Source organism: Pseudomonas sp. 18.1.10 (assembly GCF_024655625.1).
In the GTDB taxonomy this organism is placed as follows: domain Bacteria; phylum Pseudomonadota; class Gammaproteobacteria; order Pseudomonadales; family Pseudomonadaceae; genus Aquipseudomonas.
This window is the reverse complement of sequence record NZ_JANLGL010000047.1, coordinates 18,665-36,067: the sequence shown is the minus strand read 5'-3', so window position 1 is coordinate 36,067 and position 17,403 is coordinate 18,665. Positions and strand designations below refer to the sequence as shown.

At 60.4% G+C, this 17,403-nt stretch carries 23 protein-coding genes; 10 read left to right on the top strand and 13 right to left on the bottom strand.

Annotated features, from left to right (window positions below; translation table 11 throughout):
- Positions 1-94: 94 nt before the first annotated feature.
- From hisC to NUV89_RS10990, 10 genes are all read right to left on the bottom strand, one after another.
- A complete protein-coding gene (gene hisC, locus NUV89_RS11035; RefSeq protein WP_257781309.1) occupies positions 95-1,147 on the bottom strand; it encodes a histidinol-phosphate transaminase in 1,053 nt (350 codons plus the stop codon).
- 3 nt (positions 1,148-1,150) lie between these two features.
- On the bottom strand, positions 1,151-2,467 hold the full coding sequence (gene hisD / locus NUV89_RS11030) for a histidinol dehydrogenase (RefSeq protein ID WP_257781308.1): 1,317 nt from the start codon (positions 2,465-2,467) through the stop codon (positions 1,151-1,153).
- 128 nt (positions 2,468-2,595) lie between these two features.
- Entirely contained in the window at positions 2,596-3,231 is a 636-nt protein-coding gene (hisG, locus tag NUV89_RS11025; protein WP_010213102.1) for an ATP phosphoribosyltransferase, read from the bottom strand.
- Positions 3,232-3,373: 142 nt separating this feature from the next.
- Positions 3,374-4,639 carry a UDP-N-acetylglucosamine 1-carboxyvinyltransferase gene (murA, locus tag NUV89_RS11020; RefSeq protein ID WP_207040053.1) on the bottom strand — a complete coding sequence of 422 codons (1,266 nt, stop codon included), beginning with the start codon at positions 4,637-4,639 and terminating at the stop codon, positions 3,374-3,376.
- Positions 4,640-4,662: 23 nt separating this feature from the next.
- Positions 4,663-4,902, bottom strand: a complete 240-nt coding sequence (locus tag NUV89_RS11015; RefSeq protein WP_003188597.1) for a BolA family protein — start codon at positions 4,900-4,902, stop codon at positions 4,663-4,665.
- A 114-nt stretch (positions 4,903-5,016) separates the two neighbouring features.
- A complete protein-coding gene (locus NUV89_RS11010; protein ID WP_207040054.1) occupies positions 5,017-5,322 on the bottom strand; it encodes a lipid asymmetry maintenance protein MlaB in 306 nt (101 codons plus the stop codon).
- Complete coding sequence (locus NUV89_RS11005; RefSeq protein ID WP_257781307.1) at positions 5,319-5,969, bottom strand: phospholipid-binding protein MlaC; 651 nt, start codon at positions 5,967-5,969, stop codon at positions 5,319-5,321. Before NUV89_RS11005 ends, NUV89_RS11010 begins: the two co-directional genes overlap by 4 nt.
- Positions 5,970-5,980: 11 nt before the next feature.
- Positions 5,981-6,448 (bottom strand): outer membrane lipid asymmetry maintenance protein MlaD, encoded by a 468-nt coding sequence (gene mlaD / locus NUV89_RS11000; protein WP_017845975.1) that lies wholly within the window; start codon positions 6,446-6,448, stop codon positions 5,981-5,983.
- The gene (gene mlaE / locus NUV89_RS10995) at positions 6,448-7,245 is read right to left on the bottom strand and encodes a lipid asymmetry maintenance ABC transporter permease subunit MlaE (protein ID WP_207040056.1); all 798 of its coding nucleotides are present in this window, start codon (positions 7,243-7,245) and stop codon (positions 6,448-6,450) included. The genes mlaD and mlaE overlap by 1 nt, the downstream gene beginning before the upstream one ends.
- Positions 7,245-8,054, bottom strand: coding sequence for an ATP-binding cassette domain-containing protein (locus NUV89_RS10990; protein ID WP_017738751.1), 810 nt, complete (start codon positions 8,052-8,054; stop codon positions 7,245-7,247). Before NUV89_RS10990 ends, mlaE begins: the two co-directional genes overlap by 1 nt.
- Positions 8,055-8,352: 298 nt before the next feature.
- Here NUV89_RS10990 and NUV89_RS10985 point away from each other — a divergent pair, with 298 nt between their 5' ends.
- The 10 genes from NUV89_RS10985 to NUV89_RS10940 all read left to right on the top strand — a co-directional run bounded on the left by NUV89_RS10985 (position 8,353) and on the right by NUV89_RS10940 (position 15,364).
- Complete coding sequence (locus tag NUV89_RS10985; RefSeq protein WP_257781306.1) at positions 8,353-9,327, top strand: KpsF/GutQ family sugar-phosphate isomerase; 975 nt, start codon at positions 8,353-8,355, stop codon at positions 9,325-9,327.
- Positions 9,328-9,852, top strand: a complete 525-nt coding sequence (locus NUV89_RS10980) for an HAD family hydrolase (protein WP_017738753.1) — start codon at positions 9,328-9,330, stop codon at positions 9,850-9,852. It abuts the gene before it with no gap.
- Between the two features lie 8 nt (positions 9,853-9,860).
- Positions 9,861-10,433: an LPS export ABC transporter periplasmic protein LptC gene (lptC, locus tag NUV89_RS10975; RefSeq protein WP_124527464.1), complete on the top strand. Its 573-nt coding sequence runs from the start codon at positions 9,861-9,863 to the stop codon at positions 10,431-10,433.
- Entirely contained in the window at positions 10,420-10,953 is a 534-nt protein-coding gene (gene lptA, locus NUV89_RS10970; protein WP_257781305.1) for a lipopolysaccharide transport periplasmic protein LptA, read from the top strand. Before lptC ends, lptA begins: the two co-directional genes overlap by 14 nt.
- Positions 10,953-11,678 carry an LPS export ABC transporter ATP-binding protein gene (gene lptB, locus NUV89_RS10965; protein WP_004372092.1) on the top strand — a complete coding sequence of 242 codons (726 nt, stop codon included), beginning with the start codon at positions 10,953-10,955 and terminating at the stop codon, positions 11,676-11,678. Before lptA ends, lptB begins: the two co-directional genes overlap by 1 nt.
- A 185-nt stretch (positions 11,679-11,863) precedes the next feature.
- Positions 11,864-13,357, top strand: a complete 1,494-nt coding sequence (locus NUV89_RS10960; RefSeq protein WP_026137049.1) for an RNA polymerase factor sigma-54 — start codon at positions 11,864-11,866, stop codon at positions 13,355-13,357.
- 75 nt (positions 13,358-13,432) lie between these two features.
- The gene (hpf, locus tag NUV89_RS10955; RefSeq protein WP_010170586.1) at positions 13,433-13,738 is read left to right on the top strand and encodes a ribosome hibernation-promoting factor, HPF/YfiA family; all 306 of its coding nucleotides are present in this window, start codon (positions 13,433-13,435) and stop codon (positions 13,736-13,738) included.
- 12 nt (positions 13,739-13,750) lie between these two features.
- Complete coding sequence (ptsN, locus tag NUV89_RS10950; RefSeq protein WP_061435337.1) at positions 13,751-14,215, top strand: PTS IIA-like nitrogen regulatory protein PtsN; 465 nt, start codon at positions 13,751-13,753, stop codon at positions 14,213-14,215.
- Between the two features lie 2 nt (positions 14,216-14,217).
- The gene (gene rapZ / locus NUV89_RS10945) at positions 14,218-15,075 is read left to right on the top strand and encodes an RNase adapter RapZ (RefSeq protein ID WP_257781304.1); all 858 of its coding nucleotides are present in this window, start codon (positions 14,218-14,220) and stop codon (positions 15,073-15,075) included.
- A 16-nt stretch (positions 15,076-15,091) separates the two neighbouring features.
- The gene (locus NUV89_RS10940; RefSeq protein ID WP_017738759.1) at positions 15,092-15,364 is read left to right on the top strand and encodes an HPr family phosphocarrier protein; all 273 of its coding nucleotides are present in this window, start codon (positions 15,092-15,094) and stop codon (positions 15,362-15,364) included.
- 37 nt (positions 15,365-15,401) lie between these two features.
- On the opposite strand, the gene NUV89_RS10935 is transcribed toward NUV89_RS10940, so the two are convergent.
- Genes NUV89_RS10935 through NUV89_RS10925 form a run of 3 tightly spaced genes read right to left on the bottom strand, consistent with a single transcriptional unit; the run spans position 15,402 to position 17,385 of the window.
- A complete protein-coding gene (locus NUV89_RS10935) occupies positions 15,402-16,295 on the bottom strand; it encodes a ZIP family metal transporter (RefSeq protein ID WP_257781303.1) in 894 nt (297 codons plus the stop codon).
- 33 nt (positions 16,296-16,328) lie between these two features.
- Positions 16,329-16,940, bottom strand: a complete 612-nt coding sequence (locus NUV89_RS10930) for a superoxide dismutase (protein ID WP_257781302.1) — start codon at positions 16,938-16,940, stop codon at positions 16,329-16,331.
- 1 nt (position 16,941) lies between these two features.
- A complete protein-coding gene (locus NUV89_RS10925; RefSeq protein ID WP_207040061.1) occupies positions 16,942-17,385 on the bottom strand; it encodes a hypothetical protein in 444 nt (147 codons plus the stop codon).
- Positions 17,386-17,403 lie beyond the last annotated feature (18 nt).

Here is a 17,403-nt window from a genome sequence, read left to right as displayed (position 1 = left end):
GTGTCAGTCAATAGATGTTTGACTGATACACCGCATTCGCGAGCAAGCCCGCTCCCACACAAGCCCCTCCCACATTTTTGATCTTCAGTGTGGCTTAGAGATCGCCTAGCCCATCAATCAAAGCCTGGTTCTGCTCCGGCGTACCAATGCTGATCCGCAGGAACTGGGCAATCCGCTCCTGCTTGAAGTGCCGCACGATCACACCCTGCTCACGCAACTTGGCCGCCAGGCCGGCAGCGTCGTGCTTGGGGTGACGGGCAAAGATGAAGTTGGCCGCCGACGGCAACACTTCAAAACCCTTCCCTTCCAGTTGCGCGACCACCGTGTTGCGACTGTCGATCACCAGCTGGCACGTCTTCTCGAAGTACTCACGGTCTTCAAACGCCGCCGCCGCGCCGACAATCGCCAGGCGATCCAGTGGATAGGAGTTGAAGCTGTTCTTGACGCGCTCCAGCGCCTCGATCAGGTCCGGGTGGCCCACGGCCAGGCCTACACGCAAACCGGCCAGTGAGCGCGATTTGGACAGGGTCTGCGTCACCAGCAGGTTCGGGTAACGGTCCACCAGGCTGATGGCGGTTTCGCCGCCGAAGTCGATATAGGCTTCATCGACCACCACCACCGAATCCGGGCTGGCCTTGAGGATCTGCTCCACGGCGTCCAGCGCCAGCACGCAGCCAGTCGGCGCGTTCGGGTTGGGGAAGATGATCCCGCCGTTCGGCTTCGCGTAGTCCGCCACGCGGATCTGGAACTGTTCGTCCAGCGGCACCGGGTCGGACTGGATGCCATACAGGCCGCAGTACACCGGATAGAAGCTGTAGCTGATGTCCGGGAACAACAGCGGCAAATCGTGCTGGAACAGGCCGTGGAAGATGTGCGCGAGGACTTCGTCGGAACCGTTGCCGAGGAACACTTTGCCCGCATCCACCCCGTAGTACTTGGCCACCGCCTGCTTGAGCAGGTCGCTGTTGGGGTCCGGGTACAGGCGCAGGTTGTCGTTCAACTCGGCCTGCATCGCCGCCAACGCCTTGGGCGAGGGGCCGTAGGGGTTTTCATTGGTGTTGAGCTTGACCAGCTTGGTCAGCTTCGGTTGTTCACCCGGCACGTAAGGCACGAGGTCCTTGACGAAAGGGCTCCAGAATTTGCTCATGCCTCACTCTCCCTTGACGATGCGGTATTCGGCGCTACGTGCGTGTGCGCTCAGCGATTCGCCACGGGCCAGCACCGAGGCAGTCTTGCCCAGCTCGGACGCGCCTTGTGGCGAGCAGAAGATGATCGACGAACGCTTCTGGAAGTCATACACCCCCAGCGGCGACGAAAAGCGTGCGGTGCCAGAGGTCGGCAGCACGTGGTTGGGGCCTGCGCAGTAGTCGCCCAGGGCTTCGCTGGTATGGCGGCCCATGAAGATCGCACCGGCATGGCGGATCGATGGCAGCCACGCTTGCGGGTCGGCCACCGACAGCTCCAAGTGCTCCGGCGCGATGCGGTTGGCCACTTCAATGGCTTGTTCCATGTCACGCACCAGGATCAACGCACCACGGCCGTTGATCGACTTCTCGATGATTTCGGCACGCTCCATGGTTGGCAGCAGCTTGTCGATGCTGGCGGCGACCTTATCGAGGAACGCGGCGTCCGGGCTGACCAGGATCGCCTGGGCGTCTTCGTCATGCTCGGCCTGGGAGAACAGGTCCATGGCGATCCAGTCCGGGTCGGTCTGGCCGTCGCACACCACGAGGATTTCCGAGGGGCCGGCAATCATGTCGATACCGACCTGGCCAAACACATGGCGCTTGGCGGTGGCGACGTAGATGTTGCCGGGGCCGACTACCTTGTCCACTTTCGGCACGCTTTCGGTGCCATAGGCCAGAGCGGCAACAGCCTGGGCGCCGCCGATGGTGAACACACGGTCGACACCGGCGATGCACGCAGCGGCCAGCACCAGCTCGTTGATTTCACCGCGCGGGGTCGGCACGACCATGACCACTTCGGTCACGCCGGCCACTTTCGCCGGAATCGCGTTCATCAGTACCGACGAGGGGTACGACGCCTTGCCGCCCGGCACGTACAGGCCGGCGCGGTCCAGCGGCGTGACCTTCTGGCCCAGCACGGTGCCGTCGGCCTCGGTGTAGCTCCAGGAATCCTGCTTCTGCTTTTCGTGGTAGCTGCGCACCCGTGTCGCCGCCACTTCCAGCGCTTCGCGCTGCGGCGCGGTGATGCGCGTCAAGGCCAGTTCCAGGCGTTCGCGGGGCAGGATCAGGTCGGCCATGGACGCCACATCCAGGCCGTCGAACTGGCGGGTGAAATCCACCAGCGCCGCATCACCGCGCTCGCGCACGGCCTTGATGATGTCGAGTACTCGCCCGTTGACCGACTCGTCGGACACGCTTTCCCAGCTCAGCAGATGATCCAGATGATGGGCGAAATCCGGGTCGGCAGCGTTGAGTCGGGCAATTGCAGTGGACGTGGTCATAGCGAGGGCCTCAATAGAATTGGCAAAAACTCAGGCGCCCTAAACTAGCAGTCGTTTCCGCTTGGGCACCTGAGAATTCTGGCTATGAGGCGGATAGACGGGCGTAGCCTTTCAGCTACGCGGGTAAGTCAACCGCGGTGTCGCGACTCCACTGCCTTGCGCAGGGTGTCGATCAACGCCTGGATACGGGCGTGCTGCATCTTCATCGATGCTTTGTTGACGATCAGGCGGGAGCTGATGTCGGCAATGAATTCTTGCGGTTCAAGACCGTTGGCACGCAGGGTGTTGCCGGTGTCGACCACGTCGATGATCTTGTCGGCCAGGCCGATCAGCGGCGCCAGCTCCATCGAGCCGTAGAGCTTGATGATATCGACCTGGCGGCCTTGCTCGGCGTAGTAGCGCTTGGCGACGTTGACGAACTTGGTGGCCACGCGCAGGCGGCCTTTTGGCTCGACGTCACCGACACGGCCGGCGGTCATCAACTTGCACAGGGCGATACGCAGGTCCAGGGGCTCGTACAGGCCCTGACCGCCGTATTCCATCAGCACGTCCTTACCGGCGACACCGAGGTCGGCCGCGCCATGTTCAACGTAGGTCGGCACGTCGGTAGCCCGCACGATCAACAGGCGAACGTCGTCCTGGGTCGTGGGGATGATCAGCTTGCGGCTCTTGTCCGGATTCTCGGTCGGCACGATGCCCGCTTCAGCCAGAAGCGGCAAAGTGTCGTCAAGGATGCGGCCCTTGGACAGTGCGATGGTCAACATGGGAAACGTCAGTCCTTCATCAGGCTATTGCGGTCCGGTCGCAAACGGCGCCGGACACAGATCGAGGCCATGACAGCCTCGATTTGAAACAAATCCTGTGGTGAGAGAGCAAGCCCCCTCACCAGCAATGCAGCCTCGGGAACTAGCCCGGTACGCGGCGGATTTTCGCGCCGAGCATCTGCAGTTTTTCTTCGATGCACTCGTAGCCACGGTCGATGTGGTAGATGCGGTCGATCAGGGTGTCGCCGTCGGCGCACAGTGCCGAAATCACCAGGCTGGCCGAAGCACGCAGGTCGGTGGCCATGACTGGCGCGCCCTTGAGCTTGTCGATACCGGTGACGATGGCCGTGTTGCCCTCGACCTGGATCTTCGCGCCCATGCGGTGCAGTTCGTACACGTGCATGAAGCGGTTTTCGAAGATGGTCTCGATCACGGCACCGGTGCCTTCGGCAATCGCGTTCAGGGAGATGAACTGCGCTTGCATGTCGGTCGGGAACGCCGGGTACGGAGCGGTACGCACGTTCACGGCTTTTGGCCGCTTGCCGTGCATGTTCAGTTCGATCCAGTCTTCGCCGGTGGTGATGTCTGCGCCAGCTTCACGCAGTTTTTCGAGGACCGCTTCCAGGATGGTCGGATCGGTGTCCTTGACCTTGACGCGGCCACCGGTGACGGCAGCGGCAACCAGGTAGGTGCCGGTCTCGATACGGTCGGGCATGACCTTGTAGGTCGCGGTGTGCAGACGCTCGACACCATCAATGGTGATGGTGTCGGTGCCAGCGCCGGAAACCTTGGCGCCCATGGCGTTCAGGAAGTTGGCCAGGTCGACCACTTCCGGCTCGCGCGCGGCGTTTTGCAGGACGCTGCGGCCCTTGGCCAGGGCAGCGGCCATCATGATGTTCTCGGTACCGGTCACGCTGACGGTATCAAAGAAGAAGTTGGCGCCACGCAGGCCGCCTTCCGGCGCCTTGGCCTTGATGTAGCCGCCTTCGACGTCGATCACTGCGCCCATGGCTTCAAGACCACGGATGTGCAGGTCCACCGGACGCGAGCCAATGGCGCAACCGCCAGGCAGTGCGACTTCGGCTTCGCCGAAACGGGCAACCATCGGGCCCAGTACCAGGATCGACGCACGCATGGTTTTCACCAGTTCGTACGGTGCGATCAGGGTCTTGATGGTGCGCGGGTCGATTTCGACCGAGAGTTTCTCGTCGATCACAGGCTCGATGCCCATGCGACCGAACAGCTCGATCATGGTGGTGATGTCGTGCAGGTGCGGCAGGTTGGCCACGGTCACCGGGCCATCGCACAGCAGGGTCGCTGCCAGGATCGGCAAGGCGGAGTTTTTTGCACCGGAAATACGGATTTCGCCGTCAAGGCGGGCACCGCCGGTAATAATCAATTTATCCATAAGAATCTCGACGCCTTGGGGGCTCAGGTGCGCTCGGCCCAGGCCGCGCGGCTGAAAAATTTCATAGTGACCGCATGGATGCTGCCATCGGTGATCCACGGGTTCAAATGGGCATAGATCTGCTGCTGACGCTTGACCGGGCTCAGTGCCGCCAGTTCATCGCTAATCACGTTCAGCTGGAAGTTGCAGCCTTCGCCTTCAACTTCTACGGTCGTTTCCGGCAGCTTTCCTTCAAGAAAGCTCTTAACTTCTAGGGCCTGCATGCTCAACCTCTATCGGCGCCCAGTGCGCACGGGTCGCACATCATACAAAAAAGCCCCGCGCCTGCGAACCCCGCATAGCAGGACTCTGACGGGGGGCTTCTCTAATAATGTGTATTAAGGATGTGCCAACAGCTCGGTCAGGCCGGAAACCTCGGCAATTTCGCGCATGTCTTCGGGCATGGCGCGGATGCTCACCGTTTTATTGGCCGCCTCGGCATCACGCATGAAGCACAGCAGCAAGGACAAACCCACGCTGCTGGATTTGGTCACTTGCGAGCAATCCACCACCAGCGCAGGTGCGCTGCTGCCATTGATTAGAGCCTGGCCCTGCTTGCGCAGGCCCGGCCCGGAGCGATAGTCCAGCACGCCACTGATGAACAACTCGCCGGCATCGCCGAGACGAACGGCCGATTCGGTCATTGCGCAGGTTTCCCGGCAGCTTGCTTGTCGGTTTCTTCCTTGGCCTTGGCGACTTCACCGGCCCAACCATTGATGGTCTTGTCCAGGTCGTTGCCATTGCGCTGCATGGCGTCGGCGAACTGGTCACGGAACAGCTTGCCGATGTTGATGCCGTTGATGATCACGTTGCGCAGTTTCCACTCGCCGTTGATCTTCTCCAGGGTGTACTGCACAGGGTAGACCGCGCCGTTGGTGCCCTTGACGGTCATGTTGACGCTGGTGCGATCGCCCGACTCATCACCTGGCGGCGCCACGGTAATGCCCTGGTTGTTGTACTCAAGCAAGGCGTTGCCGTAGAACTGGAACAGGCCTTTCTTGAAGTTTTCCTGGAAGGTCTGCATCTGTGCAGGCGTGGCCTTGCGCGAATACTTGACCGTCATGATGCTGCGAGAAATGCCTTCGGCATCGACCACCGGGCCGACAATGGTGTTCAGCGCGTCGTAGAACTTGCTCGGGTCTTGCTTGTATTGTTCTTTGTTGGCCGTCAGGTCAGCCAACATCTTGTTGGTCGTGTCCTGCACCAGCTCGTGCGCAGAACCTGCCGCGTTGGCCATCAGCGGCAACGCTGCAAGCAGTACCAGCAGGCCACGTCGCAAGGTAGAGATCATGAACAGATTCCTCATTTGGCGTCTTTATTGACCGTATTGAGCAGGAATTTACCGATCAGGTCCTCAAGCACCAGCGACGACTGCGTGTCGTGGATGGTCGAGCCATCCTTGAGCAGGGCTGTTTCCCCGCCCACGCTGATACCGATGTACTTCTCGCCCAGCAGACCCGCAGTGAGGATAGATGCCGTGGAGTCAGTCGGCAGATTATCTACCTTCTTGTCCAGCTGCATCGTCACTCGACCGGTGAAGCTGTCGCGATCCAGATCGATTGCCGTGACCTTGCCGATGGTGACACCGGCCATGGTCACTTTAGCTCTGACAGTCAAACCGGCGATATTGTCGAAGTACGCGTAAAGTTTATAAGTATCGGCGGTCGGGCTGGCCGAAAGGCCGCTGACTCGCAGGGCCAGCAACAGTAAAGCCAGGATGCCAGCCAGCAAGAAAAGGCCGACACCGATTTCCACAGTGCGGTTTTGCATCAGAAATCTCCAAACATCAAGGCGGTCAAAATGAAGTCAAGGCCCAGTACCGCCAGCGAGGCGTACACAACGGTCTTGGTGGTGGCGCGACTGATCCCTTCTGAGGTGGGCTCACAGTCGTAGCCTTGGAATACGGCGATCCAGGTCACTACAAAGGCGAAGACGATGCTCTTTATGATGCCATTGAGCACGTCACCGCTGAAGGTCACGCTGTTTTGCATGTTGGCCCAGTAGGAGCCGTCGTAGACCCCCAGCCAGTCCACCGCTACCCACGAACCGCCCCAGATACCGACCACGCTGAAGATCATCGCCAGCAGTGGCAGGGAAATGAAACCGGCCCACAGGCGCGGGGCAACAATGTACTTGAGCGGGTCCACGCCGATCATTTCCAGGCTGGACAGCTGCTCGGTGGACTTCATGTTGCCGATCTCGGCGGTCAGCGCAGAACCTGCGCGTCCGGCAAACAGCAAGGCGGTGACCACCGGCCCCAGTTCACGCAGCAGCGTCAGGGCAACCATCTGCCCGACCGCCTGCTCCGAACCGTAGCTTGAGAGGATATTGAAGCCCTGCAGCGCCAGCACCATGCCGATAAAGACCCCGGAGACCACGATGATCACCAGGGACATCACGCCCACCGCGTGCAGTTGCTTGAGCAGCAGGCCAAAACCGCCGCCAATGCCGCCACGGCCCAGCAAGGCGTGGAACAGGAAAATCGTCGAACGGCCGAGCACTTCGATGATGTCGATGCCGGAGCGACCGAAAAGGCGGACCTTCTCGATAAGTGAAGTCTTGCGCATCAACGCTTCCCCAGAAGATCTGAGCGGTAGTCCGCTGCCGGAAAATGGAAAGGCACCGGGCCATCGGGGTCGCCCGTCATGAATTGGCGAATGCGCGGGTTATCGGCGTTCATCAGCTCTTCAGGCGTGCCCTGCCCCAGCACCTGGCCATCGCCGACCACATAAAGGTAGTCGGCAATGCTCGCGGTTTCTGCCAGGTCGTGGGAAACCACGATACTGGTAATGCCCAGCGCATCGTTGAGCAGGCGGATCAGGCGCACCAGCACGCCCATGGCGATCGGGTCCTGGCCCACGAACGGCTCGTCGTACATGAGAATCTGCGGGTCGAGGGCAATGGCACGGGCCAGCGCCACACGGCGTTTCATGCCGCCGGACAGCTCATCGGGCATCAGGTCGATGGCACCACGCAGCCCTACGGCCTGCAGTTTCAGCAACACGATGTCACGAATCATTTCATCGGACAGCTGGGTATGCACCCGCAGCGGGAAGGCTACGTTTTCGAAAACATCGAGATCGGTGAACAGCGCACCGCTCTGGAACAGCACACCCATGTGCTTGCGTGCATCGAACAGATCGCTGCGCGACAACGTCGGCAGGTTCTGGCCATTGACCCACACTTCGCCGGCAGTCGGGCGCAATTGCATGCCCATCAGGCGCAGCAGGGTGGTCTTGCCGCAACCGGAAGGCCCCATGATGCCCGTGACCTTGCCGCGGGGAATGCGGATATCGACGTTATTGAAGATGCTGCGCGTCCCGCGCTTGAAGGTAAGGCCCTTCAGCTCGACCGCGTAGGCGTTATCGGCACTCATCTAAACTCCTTGGGATGCAGCCTTTCACTCAGACACCATGTTTGCGCCAAACGTTTGCAACGCTCGTGCAATAGTTAGCCACATGGGCTGGGCGGACCGAACTGGCGGCGAACTATATCACTGCTGGTACAACGCGCCCAAGGCCGGAACCGCGCTTGTTCAGACAGAGGACAGGGAAAAATCGTTGCTTGGGATGAATCTCACGGGCATTGCGAATAAACCCTGACGAACTTGCGTGAGGGAATTGCGCATTGCCGCTATAATCGCCGACTTTTCGTCAGGCTATACGATTTCAGACATGAGCCAATCCAGCGACCTTATTCAATCCGCACAACGCACCATCCGCCTTGAGCTTGAAGCCGTAGAAGGCTTGCTGGCCCATATCGACGCGGATTTCGTACGCGCTTGCGAGATGATTCTGGCCAGCAAAGGCCGCGTTGTCGTAGTCGGCATGGGCAAATCCGGCCATGTCGGCAACAAGATTGCCGCCACCCTGGCCAGCACCGGGACCACCGCCTTTTTCGTACACCCGGCCGAAGCCAGCCACGGCGACATGGGCATGATTACCAAGGATGACATTATCCTGGCATTGTCCAACTCGGGCACCACCAACGAGATCGTGACCCTGCTGCCGCTTATCAAGCGCCTGGGCATCCAGATGATCAGCATCACCGGCAACCCCGATTCGACGCTGGCCAAGGCGGCAGAAGTGAACCTCAATGTTCACGTGGCCCACGAAGCCTGCCCGCTGAACCTGGCGCCGACCTCGTCCACCACCGCCGCACTGGTCATGGGCGATGCCCTGGCCGTGGCGTTGCTGGAAGCCCGCGGTTTTACTGCAGAAGACTTCGCGTTTTCCCACCCTGGCGGCGCCCTGGGCCGTCGCCTGCTGCTGAAAGTGGAAAACGTCATGCATTCGGGCGATGAATTGCCCCACGTCCAGCGCGGCACACTGCTGAAGGACGCGCTGATGGAAATGACCCGCAAGGGCCTGGGCATGACGGTGATCCTGGAAACCGACGGCAAACTGGCCGGCGTCTTCACCGACGGCGACCTGCGCCGCACCCTGGACCGCACGATCGACATCCACACGGCCACCATCGACGCCGTGATGACACCCCACGGCAAGACTGCCCGCCCCGAGATGCTGGCGGCCGAAGCCTTGAAAATCATGGAAGACCACAAGATCGGTGCGCTGGTGGTCGTTGATAGCAACGACTGCCCAATCGGCGCCCTGAACATGCACGACTTGCTGCGTGCGGGAGTGATGTAAATGACCAGCGACCTGCTGCAACGTGGCAAACACATCAAATTGGCGATTTTCGACGTGGACGGCGTGCTGACCGACGGCCGCCTGTATTTCCTCGAAGATGGCAGCGAATTCAAGACCTTCAACACCCTCGACGGCCAAGGCATCAAGATGCTGATGGCGGCGGGCGTGCAAACGGCAATTATCAGCGGCAGAAAAACTCCCGTTGTGGAACGTCGCGCACAAAACCTGGGGATTCCTCACCTGTATCAGGGCCGCGAGGATAAACTGGTGGTCCTGGACGAGCTTCTTGGCCAACTCAACCTAAGCTATGAGCAGGTCGCTTACTTGGGCGACGACTTGCCTGACCTGCCGGTGATCCGTCGGGTCGGCCTGGGCATGGCCGTCGCCAATGCGGCGGCGTTCGTTCGCGAGCACGCCCACGGCATCACCACCGCCCGCGGCGGTGAAGGTGCCGCCCGCGAGTTCTGCGAGCTGATCCTGCGTGCCCAAGGCAGCCTTGAAGCGGCTCACGCCGCCTACCTATAGAGCGTTTTATGCTGAGCAAAAAGATTCGCAACTTCCTGTTATTCGGGGTCATCGCCGCGCTGTTCCTGGCGGTGGGCTACTGGAATATCAGCCCGGAGCGCTTTCTCGACCAGCCTGTCGCGCAGGTTGACGAAGGCGCTATCGACTATTACGCCACCAATGCCTACAGCATCCAGTATCTACCGGACGGCAAGGTGCAGTACGAGATCACTTCGGACAAGGTCGAGCACTTGAAGACCAGCGAAGTGACCCTGCTGACCAACCCGGACATGAACATCTACCGCGGCACCGAGTTTCCGTGGCACGTCACCAGCAAGCGTGGCGAGGTCAACCCGGACGGCACCGAGGTGGAACTGATCGACTCGGTACGCGTTGCGCGCACCGATGATAAAAACCGTGACACCGTGATTACCAGCAGTCGCATGACCGTATTCCCGCAGAAGCAATATGCGCAGACCGAGCAAGACGTTAGAATCGACGGCGCTGGCGGGGTATCGACTGGCAAGGGAATGAAAGCGTATTTGAAAGAAAGCAGGATACACCTGCTATCGAACGTAAGAGGACAGTATGAGGCTCGTTAAAACTCTCCCTATTTTGCTCAGTCTGGGCGCAGCACTGGGAAGCGTGAGCGCCTGGGCTCTGCCGAACGATAGCCAGCAACCGATCCACATTTCGGCTGACGATGCGCAACTGGACGACAAGCAAGGCGTCGCCACCTACACCGGCGGCGTAATCATCACCCAGGGTTCGATGAAGATCACCGGCAATACGGTGACCCTGACTCGCACCGCCAATGGCGACATTGACGTGGTGACCTCGGTGGGCAACCTGGCTTACTTCGAACAGAAGCAGTCGCCAACCGACACCGGCCCGATGAAGGGCTACGGCAAGACCATCCAGTACCACGCCCAGCAGAACCGCATTGTCCTGATCGACCAGGCCAAGGTGCTCAGCCCGGACGGCAACTCCACGGAAGGCGAGAAAATCACCTACGACACCGTGAAGCAGATCGCCAACGCCGGCCGCGCCAATGGCTCCAAGGTGACTGCGCCACGTCCACGTATCGACATGGTTATCCAGCCGAAGAAGAAGGCCGAGTAATGGCAACCCTGAAAGCCCAGCATCTGGCCAAGGCCTACAAAAGCCGTCAGGTCGTGCGTGACGTCAGCCTGTCGATCGACAGCGGCCAGATCGTCGGCTTGCTCGGCCCCAACGGCGCCGGCAAGACGACCTGCTTCTATATGATCGTCGGCCTGGTCCAGGCGGATCAGGGTCGTGTACTGATCGACGACCTGGACGTGAGCCACCAGCCGATGCACGGCCGTGCACGCGCCGGTATCGGCTATCTTCCGCAGGAAGCGTCGATCTTCCGCAAACTGTCGGTCGCCGACAACATCATGGCGATCCTCGAGACCCGCAAGGAACTCGACCGTGACGGCCGTCGCCAGGAGCTGGAAAGCCTGCTGCAGGAATTCCACATCAACCACATCCGCGACAACCTCGGCATGAGCTTGTCCGGTGGTGAGCGCCGTCGTGTGGAAATCGCCCGCGCCCTGGCCACTGCGCCGAAGTTCATCCTGCTGGACGAACCGTTTGCCGGCGTCGACCCGATCTCGGTCGGCGATATCAAGCAGATCATCCATCACCTCAAGGCGAAGGGCATCGGCGTACTGATCACCGACCACAACGTGCGTGAGACCCTCGATATCTGCGAAACCGCGTATATCGTCAATGATGGCCAACTGATCGCTGAAGGCGATTCAGCCACTATCCTGGCCAACGAACTGGTGAAGGAAGTGTACCTGGGTCACGAGTTCCGCCTGTAAACACCGTGGTGTCACGGCTGTTAGCCAAAGTGCGCGGGAGTCAATAAGAACCTCCGGATTTTTATTGTTACCGCGCTCTAGGCAAAGCCCGCGATATCAGGCATATAATTTGCTTATGTTTGGCGCTCACGCGCCCTGTCGTGGATGGCGCATTGCGCCGGCGAATAAGGTGTTAAGCCCCTGCCATGAAACCATCGCTAGTCCTGAGAATGGGCCAGCAGCTGACGATGACACCGCAGCTGCAACAGGCCATCCGCCTGCTCCAATTGTCGACCCTGGACCTGCAACAGGAAATCCAGGAGGCCCTGGAGTCCAATCCGATGCTCGAACGCCAGGAAGAAGGCGACGACTTCGATAATGCAGACCCGCTGGCTGACAACATCGAGCAAAAACCCAACTCCGACGTGCAAGAACCCTCCTACCAGGAAACCGCCCCGACGGTGGATAACCTGGAAGAAGGCGAATGGAACGAACGCATTCCCAACGAGCTTCCCGTGGACACCGCCTGGGAAGACGTCTACCAGACCAGCGCCAGCAGCCTGCCCAGCAACGATGACGACGAGTGGGACTTCACCACCCGCACCTCCGCCGGCGAGAGCCTGCAGAGCCATCTGCTGTGGCAACTGAACCTCGCGCCGATGTCGGACACCGATCGCCTGATCGCCGTGACCCTGATCGATTGCATCAATAACCAGGGCTACCTGGACGAGACGCTGGAGGAGATCCTCGAAGCGTTCGACCCGGAACTGGACATCGAACTGGACGAGATCGAAGCCGTCCTGCACCGCATCCAGCAGTTCGAGCCCGCCGGTATCGGCGCCCGCACCCTCAGCGAATGCCTGCTGCTGCAATTGCGCCAACTGCCGGCCAAGACCCTTTGGCTCGCCGAAGCCCAGCGCCTGGTCACGGATTACATCGACCTGCTGGGCAGCCGCGACTACAGCCAGTTGATGCGCCGCATGAAGCTCAAGGAAGACGACCTGCGCCAGGTCATCGAGCTGGTGCAGAGCCTCAACCCGCGCCCTGGCTCGCAGATCGAGTCCAGCGAAGCCGAATACGTGGTCCCTGACGTGATCGTGCGCAAGGACAACGAACGCTGGCTGGTGGAGCTGAACCAGGAGTCGGTGCCACGCCTGCGGGTCAACCCGCAATACGCGGGCTTTGTGCGCCGCGCCGACACCAGCGCCGACAACACCTTCATGCGCAACCAGTTGCAGGAGGCCCGCTGGTTCATCAAGAGCCTGCAGAGCCGCAACGAAACCCTGATGAAAGTCGCCACGCAGATCGTCGAGCACCAGCGCGGCTTCCTGGAATACGGCGACGAAGCGATGAAGCCGTTGGTGCTGCATGACATCGCCGAAGCGGTCGGCATGCACGAATCGACGATTTCACGGGTGACCACGCAAAAGTTCATGCATACCCCACGGGGTATTTATGAGCTGAAATACTTTTTCTCCAGCCACGTCAGCACCTCCGAAGGCGGCGAATGCTCGTCCACGGCGATCCGCGCGATCATCAAAAAACTGGTTGCCGCGGAAAATCAGAAAAAGCCATTGAGTGACAGTAAGATCGCTGGTTTACTGGAGGCACAAGGCATTCAGGTCGCCCGTCGAACCGTCGCCAAGTACCGCGAGTCCCTCGGGATCGCGCCTTCCAGCGAGCGTAAGCGTTTGATGTGACGGGCGGGCCATAGCGTTCCAGTGGTGGGTATTCCTGCCCACCGCTTTATGCACTGGCAACGAAGGAGAAGCTGTATGCAAGTCAACATCAGTGGACACCAACTGGAAGTGACCGAACCGCTGCGCGCCTATATCGGCGAAAAACTCAAAAGAATTGAGGGGCATTTCGACAAGATCACCAACGTGCAAGTCATCATGACTGTCGAAAAGCTGAAGCAGAAAATCGAAGCCACCTTGCGTATACCCGGCGGGGAAGTAGTCGCCAATGCCGAGCATTCAGATATGTATGCCGCCATTGACGACCTGACCGACAAGCTGGATCGCCAAATCAAAAAGCATAAGGAAAAGCAGCAGAGCCTTCTCCAGGGCACCGGCCGCTAACACTCCCCACCCATGATTCGACTTGAAACCATCCTGACCCCCGGCCGTTCCCTCGTGAACGTGCCGGGCGGCAGTAAAAAGAAAGCACTCGAACAAATTGCCAACCTGATCGCGCGCGAAGTGCCAGATCTGGAGATGCAAGATGTCTTCGACGCGCTGATTGCCCGTGAAAAACTGGGTTCCACCGGTTTTGGCAACGGCATCGCCATCCCCCACTGCCGCCTCAAAGGCTGCGAGACACCCGTCAGCGCCTTGCTGCACCTGGAAGCTCCCATCGATTTCGACGCCATCGACGGCGCACCGGTTGACCTGCTGTTCGTTCTGCTGGTCCCGCAAGCCGCCACCGATGCACACCTGGAACTGCTCCGTCAGATCGCCAGCATGCTCGACCGCAAGGAAGTACGCGACAAACTGCGCAGCGCCAGCAGCAACGAGGCGCTGTACCAGGTTGTCCTGGATGAACAGAACGGGCAGTAATCATGCGTTTGATCATCGTCAGCGGCCGCTCCGGCTCGGGTAAAAGCACCGCCCTCAATGTTCTTGAGGACAACGGTTTCTACTGCATCGACAACCTGCCTGCCGGCTTGCTGCCGGAGTTGGCGGAACGTGCGCTGATCCATACCGAACTGGCGCAACCCCTGGTTGCCGTGTCGATCGATGCCCGCAACCTGCCCAGTCACCTTGAGCGGTTCCCCCAACTGCTCGAAGAAGTACGTGCCAAGCACATCAGTTGTGATGTGCTGTACCTGGACGCCGACGAAGAGACACTGCTCAAGCGCTTTTCCGAAACCCGCCGGCGCCACCCCCTCAGCAGCCCACATCGTTCCCTGGCGGAAGCCATCGAAGACGAAACCAAGTTGCTGGGGCCGATCATCGACCTCGCCGACCTGAAAATAAACACCACCAGCCTCAACCTGTACCAGCTGCGCGACGCCATCAAGCTGCGCCTGCTGAACCAGCCGGAGCCTGGCACGGCGTTCCTCGTCGAGTCGTTTGGCTTCAAGCGTGGCATGCCGGTGGATGCCGACCTGGTGTTCGATGTGCGCTGCCTGCCGAACCCCTATTGGAAACCCGAGCTGCGTGAGCAGTCCGGGCTGGACCAGCCCGTGGCCGAGTACCTGGCGGCGCAACCGGATGTCGAGGAGATGTTCCAGGATATCTCCAGCTACCTGCTCAAATGGCTGCCGCGCTTTGCCGCGAGCAATCGGGCGTATGTCACCATTGCCATTGGCTGCACCGGCGGCCACCACCGCTCGGTCTACCTGACCGAACGCCTGGGCCAGGTGCTGCAACAAACCCTCAAGAACGTCCAGGTTCGCCACCGCGACCTTAGCTGAAAGGATCACCCCCGCGATGCCCGCTCTGGAAATTGAAATCATCAACAAGCTGGGCTTGCATGCCCGGGCCTCTGCGAAGTTCGTCGGCGTTGCCGGGCAGTTCCCTTGCCAGATCCGTGCGGGGCGCACCCCGGAATCCATGGTCGACGGCAAAAGCATCATGGCCATGATGATGCTGGCCGCCGGCAAGGGCACCAGGATTCACCTGAAGACAGAGGGCGAGCAAGAGCAGGAAGCGATGGACGCCCTGGTGGCGCTGATCAACAACTTCTTTGATGAGGGTGAGTAAACTCACCCTCTGAGGCGGGCGTGAAGTCGCAACGACTTCAGCCCAGTGCGGTATCCATCACCATCATCAAGCAAAAACCGATACACAACCCCAGGCTGGCCAGCTTTTCGTGACCGTTGCGTCGCGATTCGGGGATCACTTCGTGAGTCACCACCAGCAACATCGCCCCGGCTGCCAGGGCCAGCCCGAGCGGCAGCAGCACCTCTGCCAGGCTCACCAACCAGGCACACAGCACGGCAAATACCGGCTCGACCAAACCTGAGGCCGCACCGATCAGGAACGCCTTGACCCGCGACATCCCTGCCCCGGCCAATACCAAGGCAATCACCAGGCCTTCGGGCACATCCTGCAAGGCAATGCCCATGGCCAGGCTGTCGGCATCAGGCATACCGCCGCCTGCCGAAACCCCCACCGCCATGCCTTCCGGGATGTTATGGGCAATGATGGCAAACACGAACAGCCAGATACGCGGCGGTATCACCGGGTGATCCGGTGTGCCCACCAACATTTCCGGGCTCGCCCCAGAGACCTTGCGATCCACCAGATACAGCCCGAACGCGCCCAGCATGATGCCGAAGCTCATCAACCCACTGGCGCCCCAGGGCGTGAGCCCCAGGCTTTCAGCGGCGGCGATCCCCGGCACGATCAGCGAAAAAGCGGTCGCCGCCAGCATCACCCCGGCACCAAAACCCAGCAACGTGTCGCTCAGCGCGACCGGCATCCGTCGAATGACCAGGACGGGCACCGCGCCAAGCGCCGTGCCCAGTGCGCAAATCGATCCGCCTTGCAGGGCGCGCAGAATGCGCGGCTCCAGGTTCAGCGAGTCCAGCCCGTGGGCTACCAGCAATGCAGTACCTGCCAATAGCAGCAGCGAGCCAAACGCATAACGAAACATCCGCCCGCTGCTGATCGCCAGTGTTTCAGTGCCCATAGTCGGCCTTAGATCTTGTTATGGTGGTCAATATCAGGCCAAGGCGGCTTGATAGCGTTCGGCGACTTCCGGCCAGTTGATGACGCTGTAGAAGGCGTTGATGTATTCCGGGCGACGATTCTGATACCGCAGGTAGTAGGCGTGCTCCCACACGTCCAGGCCGAGGATCGGTGTATTGCCGTTCATCAGCGGGCTGTCCTGGTTTCCGCTGCTTTCCACCACCAGGGTCTTTTGCGGGGTCACACTGAGCCAGGCCCAGCCACTGCCGAAACGGGTCAACGCGGCCTTGGTGAAGGCTTCCTTGAAGCTGTCGAAACCACCCACTTGCTCATCGATAGCCTTGGCCAGCGCGCCTTCAGGCTTGCCGCCGCCTTTGGGCGACATCACCGCCCAGAACAACGAGTGGTTGGCATGGCCGCCACCTTGGTTGATAACGGCGGCACGCAGTTTTTCCGGCAGTTGCTGCACGCTGGCCACCAGCTTCTCGACCGGCCAGCCCGCGAATTCGGTGCCCTCGACAGCGGCGTTGAGGTTGTTGATGTAGGTCTGGTGGTGCTTGGTGTAGTGAATCTCCATGGTTTGCGCATCGATGTGCGGTTCCAGGGCGTCGTAGGCGTAAGGCAAGGCAGGCAAGGTGTAGGACATTTCAATGTGCTCCGTAATAAGGACTGTTGCGGGTCGACGCATCCTGTTGCGCCGCGGTACCACCCAGCAGGCGATGGGTACGCGGGTACTCGCCGTGATCGCTGATGAAGTTCAACAGTTCGACGTAGGTCTTACTGCTCTGGCGCAGCGCCGCCTCACGCAATTGCGGGGTCAGGCGCGGGTCCTGCATGGCCTGCAGCAGGCGCTGGTGGATAGCACAGAGGTATTCCGCGCTTTCCTCCGGCTGGTTCAGGCGCAGGTGCAGGTCCGCCAGGTTGTGATGGGAAATGACGCAAGCCGCCACTGCTTCGTCGGCATCCGCCCAGCGTTCGAACAACACTTGGGCCAGGGCCAGGGCTTGCAAATAGGCCTCGCGAGCGTCCACCAGTTCGCCCTGCATAAAGCAGCGATTGGCCCGTTCGATCGTGCGTTTCCAGTGCTCCATGGTGCGCCTCCAAAGCAG

What these genes read in the sequence shown, in the direction of transcription:
- hisC (WP_257781309.1), bottom strand. Translation starts at nt 1,147, where the DNA reads ATGAGCAAATTCTGGAGCCCTTTCGTCAAGGACCTCGTGCCTTACGTG.
- hisD (WP_257781308.1), bottom strand. Translation starts at nt 2,467, where the DNA reads ATGACCACGTCCACTGCAATTGCCCGACTCAACGCTGCCGACCCGGAT.
- hisG (WP_010213102.1), bottom strand. Translation starts at nt 3,231, where the DNA reads ATGTTGACCATCGCACTGTCCAAGGGCCGCATCCTTGACGACACTTTG.
- murA (WP_207040053.1), bottom strand. Translation starts at nt 4,639, where the DNA reads ATGGATAAATTGATTATTACCGGCGGTGCCCGCCTTGACGGCGAAATC.
- NUV89_RS11015 (WP_003188597.1), bottom strand. Translation starts at nt 4,902, where the DNA reads ATGCAGGCCCTAGAAGTTAAGAGCTTTCTTGAAGGAAAGCTGCCGGAA.
- NUV89_RS11010 (WP_207040054.1), bottom strand. Translation starts at nt 5,322, where the DNA reads ATGACCGAATCGGCCGTTCGTCTCGGCGATGCCGGCGAGTTGTTCATC.
- NUV89_RS11005 (WP_257781307.1), bottom strand. Translation starts at nt 5,969, where the DNA reads ATGATCTCTACCTTGCGACGTGGCCTGCTGGTACTGCTTGCAGCGTTG.
- mlaD (WP_017845975.1), bottom strand. Translation starts at nt 6,448, where the DNA reads ATGCAAAACCGCACTGTGGAAATCGGTGTCGGCCTTTTCTTGCTGGCT.
- mlaE (WP_207040056.1), bottom strand. Translation starts at nt 7,245, where the DNA reads ATGCGCAAGACTTCACTTATCGAGAAGGTCCGCCTTTTCGGTCGCTCC.
- NUV89_RS10990 (WP_017738751.1), bottom strand. Translation starts at nt 8,054, where the DNA reads ATGAGTGCCGATAACGCCTACGCGGTCGAGCTGAAGGGCCTTACCTTC.
- NUV89_RS10985 (WP_257781306.1), top strand. Translation starts at nt 8,353, where the DNA reads ATGAGCCAATCCAGCGACCTTATTCAATCCGCACAACGCACCATCCGC.
- NUV89_RS10980 (WP_017738753.1), top strand. Translation starts at nt 9,328, where the DNA reads ATGACCAGCGACCTGCTGCAACGTGGCAAACACATCAAATTGGCGATT.
- lptC (WP_124527464.1), top strand. Translation starts at nt 9,861, where the DNA reads ATGCTGAGCAAAAAGATTCGCAACTTCCTGTTATTCGGGGTCATCGCC.
- lptA (WP_257781305.1), top strand. Translation starts at nt 10,420, where the DNA reads ATGAGGCTCGTTAAAACTCTCCCTATTTTGCTCAGTCTGGGCGCAGCA.
- lptB (WP_004372092.1), top strand. Translation starts at nt 10,953, where the DNA reads ATGGCAACCCTGAAAGCCCAGCATCTGGCCAAGGCCTACAAAAGCCGT.
- NUV89_RS10960 (WP_026137049.1), top strand. Translation starts at nt 11,864, where the DNA reads ATGAAACCATCGCTAGTCCTGAGAATGGGCCAGCAGCTGACGATGACA.
- hpf (WP_010170586.1), top strand. Translation starts at nt 13,433, where the DNA reads ATGCAAGTCAACATCAGTGGACACCAACTGGAAGTGACCGAACCGCTG.
- ptsN (WP_061435337.1), top strand. Translation starts at nt 13,751, where the DNA reads ATGATTCGACTTGAAACCATCCTGACCCCCGGCCGTTCCCTCGTGAAC.
- rapZ (WP_257781304.1), top strand. Translation starts at nt 14,218, where the DNA reads ATGCGTTTGATCATCGTCAGCGGCCGCTCCGGCTCGGGTAAAAGCACC.
- NUV89_RS10940 (WP_017738759.1), top strand. Translation starts at nt 15,092, where the DNA reads ATGCCCGCTCTGGAAATTGAAATCATCAACAAGCTGGGCTTGCATGCC.
- NUV89_RS10935 (WP_257781303.1), bottom strand. Translation starts at nt 16,295, where the DNA reads ATGGGCACTGAAACACTGGCGATCAGCAGCGGGCGGATGTTTCGTTAT.
- NUV89_RS10930 (WP_257781302.1), bottom strand. Translation starts at nt 16,940, where the DNA reads ATGTCCTACACCTTGCCTGCCTTGCCTTACGCCTACGACGCCCTGGAA.
- NUV89_RS10925 (WP_207040061.1), bottom strand. Translation starts at nt 17,385, where the DNA reads ATGGAGCACTGGAAACGCACGATCGAACGGGCCAATCGCTGCTTTATG.